This window comes from Neisseria sp. HMSC070F02 (assembly GCF_001814225.1).
GTDB lineage: Bacteria > Pseudomonadota > Gammaproteobacteria > Burkholderiales > Neisseriaceae > Neisseria > Neisseria meningitidis.
On sequence record NZ_KV815480.1, the window covers coordinates 1 to 4,924 of the forward strand.

3 protein-coding genes, 1 tRNA gene, 1 pseudogene and 1 riboswitch are annotated in these 4,924 nt (G+C 53.6%); of the genes and pseudogenes, 4 read left to right on the forward strand and 1 reads right to left on the reverse strand.

What is annotated here, in order from left to right; all coding sequences use genetic code 11:
* Positions 1-378: 378 nt before the first annotated feature.
* On the reverse strand, positions 379-2,280 hold the full coding sequence (gene thiC / locus HMPREF2959_RS08685; protein ID WP_070696698.1) for a phosphomethylpyrimidine synthase ThiC: 1,902 nt from the start codon (positions 2,278-2,280) through the stop codon (positions 379-381).
* Positions 2,281-2,370: 90 nt separating this feature from the next.
* A riboswitch (TPP riboswitch) is annotated at positions 2,371-2,470 on the reverse strand.
* A gap of 149 nt (positions 2,471-2,619) precedes the next feature.
* On the opposite strand from thiC, the gene HMPREF2959_RS08690 reads away from it, so the two are divergent.
* From HMPREF2959_RS08690 to HMPREF2959_RS13045, 4 genes and pseudogenes are all read left to right on the forward strand, one after another.
* Positions 2,620-2,696: transfer RNA gene (locus HMPREF2959_RS08690), tRNA-Met, on the forward strand.
* A gap of 181 nt (positions 2,697-2,877) precedes the next feature.
* Positions 2,878-3,753: an NUDIX hydrolase gene (locus HMPREF2959_RS08695; RefSeq protein WP_002221706.1), complete on the forward strand. Its 876-nt coding sequence runs from the start codon at positions 2,878-2,880 to the stop codon at positions 3,751-3,753.
* Positions 3,754-3,761: 8 nt separating this feature from the next.
* A complete protein-coding gene (locus tag HMPREF2959_RS08700) occupies positions 3,762-4,700 on the forward strand; it encodes an ABC transporter ATP-binding protein (RefSeq protein WP_002243664.1) in 939 nt (312 codons plus the stop codon).
* A gap of 17 nt (positions 4,701-4,717) precedes the next feature.
* Positions 4,718-4,924: pseudogene (locus HMPREF2959_RS13045) on the forward strand (hypothetical protein); the annotation flags it as partial.

A 4,924-nucleotide genomic window follows, 5' to 3' on the forward strand; every position in this document is an offset into this window, starting at 1 on the left:
TAGATTCCCGCCTGCGCGGGAATGACGGCGGAAAGATTCTATTTTTCCCGATAATCGCCCACAATCTCAAATTCCTTCATTCTCTCAAAAACAAAATCAGAACCCTAAATCCCATCATCCCCATCTATGTGAATATAAAAATTTTAAAAATTATAGTGGATTAACAAAAACCAGTACGTCGTTGCCTCGCCTTAGCTCAAAGAGAACGATTCTCTAAGGTGCTGAAGCACCAAGTGAGTCGGTTCCGTACCATCTGTACTGTCTGCGGCTTCGTCGCCTTGTCCTGATTTAAATTTAATCCACTATATTTTCACAAGCGAAAGAATACCGTCTGAAGCCTTTTTTCCGGGTTTCAGACGGCATTTTTTGCTTGACGTTTCAACTGTAAATCTTCGCGCCTTTTTTGACGAACTCGACCGCTTTTTCCTCCATGCCCTGCCGTTGGGCTTTTTGCTTGTCGGCGTAGTCGCGCACTTCCTGCGTGATTTTCATCGAGCAGAATTTGGGGCCGCACATTGAGCAGAAGTGGGCGATTTTCGCGCCTTCGGCAGGCAGGGTTTCGTCGTGGAAGCTTTCGGCACGTTCAGGGTCGAGGCTTAAGCGAAATTGGTCGCGCCAACGGAACTCGAAACGCGCCTTGCTCAGGGCGTTGTCACGTAATTGTGCGCCCGGCCAGCCTTTGGCGAGATCGGCGGCGTGGGCGGCGAGTTTGTAGGTGATGATGCCGGTGCGCACGTCTTCTTTGTCGGGCAGCCCCAAATGTTCTTTGGGGGTAACGTAACAAAGCATCGCCGTGCCGTACCAGCCGATATTGGCCGCGCCTATGCCCGAGGTGATGTGGTCGTAGCCGGGTGCGATGTCGGTAACGAGCGGGCCGAGCGTGTAAAACGGCGCTTCAAAACAGTGTTGCAGCTCTTCGGTCATATTTTCTTTGACGCGTTGCAGCGGTACATGCCCGGGGCCTTCGATCATGACTTGTACGTCATGTTTCCACGCTTTATCGGTCAATTCGCCCAAGGTGTGCAGTTCGGCGAATTGGGATTCGTCGTTGGCATCGGCAATGCAGCCGGGGCGCAGGCCGTCGCCGAGGCTGAACGATACGTCATACGCTTTCATAATTTCGCAGATTTCGTCGAAATGCGTGTAGAGGAAATTTTCCCGATGATGTGCCAAACACCATTTCGCCATAATCGAACCGCCGCGCGAGACGATGCCGGTGAGGCGGTTGGCGGTCATCGGTACATAACGCAGCAACACGCCCGCGTGTATGGTGAAATAGTCCACGCCTTGTTCCGCCTGCTCGATTAAGGTGTCGCGGAACAAATCCCAAGTCAAATCTTCGGCAATGCCGCCGGTTTTTTCCAAAGCCTGATAAATAGGCACGGTGCCGATGGGGACGGGCGCGTTGCGGATAATCCATTCGCGCGTTTCATGGATGTGCGCGCCTGTGGATAAGTCCATAATTGTGTCCGCGCCCCAACGCAGCGACCACACCATTTTTTCGACTTCTTCGGTCAGACTGGAAGTGACGGCGGAATTGCCCAAGTTGCCGTTGATTTTGACGCGGAAGTTGCGGCCGATAATCATCGGTTCGAGTTCGGGGTGGTTGATGTTGGCGGGGATAATCGCGCGTCCGGCGGCAATTTCTCGGCGCACGAATTCAGGCGTGATTTGGTCGGGATGGGTCGGGATATTCGCGCCGAAACTTTGCCCTGCGTGCTGTTTCAAGAGCTTGGCGTATTCCGGTTTTTGGGACAATTCGTCTAATTTTAAACGTTCGCGTATGGCGACAAACTCCATTTCCGGCGTGATGATGCCTTGGCGGGCGTAATGGAGCTGGGTAACGTTACGTCCTGCTTTGGCGCGGCGCGGGCGGGTAATTTGGTTGAAACGCAGATGGGCGGTTTTCGGATCGTGTGCGCGTTCGATGCCGTATTCGCTGGAGAGCTTGGGCAGGATTTCGGTATCGCCGCGTTCGTTCAGCCATGCGGTGCGGATGTGCGGCAGACCTTGTTTCAGGTCGATGTGTGCCGCTGGATCGCCGTACACGCCGCTGGTGTCATAGACGGGAATCGGCGGGTTGGCTTCCGCGCCTTGCGCCGTATAGGTGTCGTCCTGACGGATTTCACGCAAAGGCACGCGGATGTCGTCGCGGCTGCCTTGCAGATACACGCGTTCCGAGTTCGGATATTTGAAGCGGATACCGATGTCTTCGCTCAAGTCGGCAAGTTCGCGCGCTTCGTTGCCGGAAGTTTTGGCGGTTTTTTTTGGCGTAGTCATAAAAAATGCTCCTGTTTTCTCGTTTAGAATAAAGAAACAGGAGCGTTTTGCGTTTTCAGACGGCATTTGAAAACCAATGCTGTCTGAAAGACAGAATCCGTGAAAACTCCCCACGCAGGTATTATCCCGATCGGGTGTAAAGGGTATTTCTCAGCCGCCTGAACATCAGGCAGCACCCCTGTTTCGATGTTAACCAAAATTAAATCACGAACATGAACTTTTGTAAAGAAAATGATATTTCAAATCAGGCATAAACCGCCGGACGGCAAAATTTTATGATTTTTCGCGGAAATAATGTTTGACAACATAAAAAATCTGCCGTATAGTTTCATCTTCTGACGCGGGATGGAGCAGCATGGTAGCTCGTCGGGCTCATAACCCGAAGGTCGTAGGTTCGAATCCTGCTCCCGCAACCAAATATCAAACCCCTCGGTTCAATGCCGAGGGGTTTTGTTTTGCCTGTTTCCTGCCGCCTCCGTTTTTTGCCGGATTTTCCTTCCTGCCGCAATATCGGAACGGCAGCCCGCCGTCTGTTTGCGGTTGCAAATTCAGGCAGTTTGGCTACAATCTTCCGCATTGTCTTCAAGAAAGCCGACTATGCCGACCGTCCGTTTTACCGAATCCGTCAGCAAACACGACCTTGATGCCCTGTTCGAGTGGGCAAAAGCAAGTTACGGTGCAGAAAGTTGCTGGAAAACACTGTATCTGAACGGCCTGCCTTTGGGCAACCTGTCGCCGGAATGGGCGGAGCGCGTCAAAAAAGACTGGGAGGCAGGCTGCTCGGAGTCTTCAGACGGCATTTTTCTGAATGCGGACGGCTGGTCAGATATGGGCGGCCGCTTGCAGCACCTCACCCGCACATGGAACAAGGCGGGGCTGCTTCACGGATGGCGCAACGAGTGTTTCGACCTGACCGACGGCGGCGGCAATATCTTGTTCTCACTTGAACGCGCCGCTTTCCGCCCGTTCGGACTACTCAGCCGCGCCGTCCATCTCAACGGTCTGACCGAATCGGACGGCCGATGGCATTTCTGGATAGGCAGGCGCAGTCCGCACAAAGCAGTCGATCCCGACAAACTCGACAATACTGCCGCCGGCGGTGTTTCCAGCGGTGAATTGCCGTCTGAAACCGTGTGTCGCGAAAGCAGCGAAGAAGCCGGTTTGGATAAAACGCTGTTTCCGCTCATCCGCCCGGTATCGCAGCTGCACAGCCTGCGCCCCGTCAGCTGGGGTGTGCACAATGAAATCCTGTATGTATTCGATGCCGTCCTGCCCGAAACCTTCCTACCTGAAAATCAGGACGGTGAGGTTGCGTGTTTTGAGAAAATGGACATCGGCAGCTTGGTTGCCACCATGTTGTCGGGAAACATGATGCACGACGCGCAACTGGTTACGCTGGACGCGTTTTGCCGTTACGGTCTGATTGATGCCGCCCATCCGCTGTCCGAGTGGCTGGACGGCATACGTTTATAGGATGCGCCATGCTTGAACTGAACGGACTCTGCAAACGCTTCGGCAATAAAACCGTCGCCGACAACATCTGCCTGACTGTCGGGCGCGGCAAAATACTCGCCGTTTTGGGGCGGTCGGGATGCGGAAAATCCACCCTGCTGAATATGATTGCGGGGATTGTCCGGCCGGACGGTGGGGAAATATGGCTGAACGGGGAAAACATTACCCGTATGCCGCCCGAAAAACGCCGTATTTCTCTGATGTTTCAAGATTACGCGCTGTTTCCCCATATGAGTGCGCTGGAAAATGCGGCATTCGGTTTGAAAATGCAAAAAATGCCGAAAGCCGAAGCCGAACGCCTTGCCATGGCGGCACTTGCCGAAGTCGGACTGGAAAACGAGGCGCACCGTAAGCCTGAAAAACTTTCCGGAGGCGAGAAACAACGGTTGGCACTGGCGCGCGCTTTGGTTGTCCGCCCTTCCCTGCTGTTGCTGGACGAATCGTTTTCCAGTTTGGACACGCATTTGCGCGACCGGCTGCGCCGCATGACCGCCGAACGTATCCGAAACGGCGGCATCCCTGCCGTCTTGGTTACTCATTCGCCCGAAGAAGCCTGTACGACGGCAGACGAAATTGCCGTGATGCATGAAGGGAGGATTCTACAATACGGCACACCCGAAACATTGGTCAAAACACCGTCCTGCGTGCAGGTTGCCCGACTGATGGGGCTGCCCAATACCGACGATGACCGCCATATTCCGCAACATGCGGTGCGTTTCGACCAAGACGGCATGGAGTGCTGCGTATTATCCCGTACCTGTTTGCCCGAATCGTTCAGCCTGTCCGTCCTCCATCCGGAACACGGCATCCTGTGGCTGAACCTCGATATGCCGCACGCCGGTGAAATATCGGGAAACGATACGGTACGCATCCATATCGAAGACAGGGAAATCGTCCGCTTCCGCTGATGCTTCTTAAAAACAAAATGCCGTCTGAAAACCTTTCAGACGGCATTTTTTTACCAAAGCAGCCATATTTTTTATCAGGGCTGCAAAATTTATCCGAAACAACAGAAACCACCCTGCCGTCATTCCCGCAAAAGCGGGAATCTAGAACCCAACACGGCAAAAATTTATCCGAAGCGACAACAATCTTTTCATCGTCATTCCCGCGCAGGCGGGAATCTAGAACG